This is a genomic window from Rhizobium sp. UBA1881 (genome assembly GCF_002338015.1).
GTDB lineage: Bacteria > Pseudomonadota > Alphaproteobacteria > Rhizobiales > Rhizobiaceae > Rhizobium.
On record NZ_DDHH01000060.1, the window covers coordinates 1 to 316 of the forward strand.

1 protein-coding gene is annotated in these 316 nt (G+C 60.1%); it reads right to left on the reverse strand.

Annotated elements, in window-relative coordinates; genetic code table 11:
* Nucleotides 1-316: acyl-CoA dehydrogenase family protein (locus B3605_RS07030; RefSeq protein ID WP_296433412.1), on the reverse strand; the 316-nt coding region annotated here is incomplete at both ends.

Consider the following 316-nt stretch of genomic DNA (forward strand, 5'->3'; position numbering starts at 1 on the left):
AACGCGCATGTCGTTGAAAGCGATCTGGCAGGTGTCGGAGGCATGCAGGCCCAGCTTGTGCTCGACGCGAATGACCTCGTATCCTGGTGTATCGGTCGGCACGATAAAGGCGGTGATGCCTTTCTTGCTGGCGGCCGGATCCGTGACCGCAAAGACGATAATGACCTGACCGTTTTTGCCCGAGGTGATGAACTGCTTGGCGCCATCAAGCACGTAGTGATCGCCATCTCGTCGCGCGCGGGTGCGCAGATTGGAGGCATCCGAGCCGGCTTGCGGTTCTGTCAGCGCAAAGCCACCGATCCATTCGCCGGTGGCA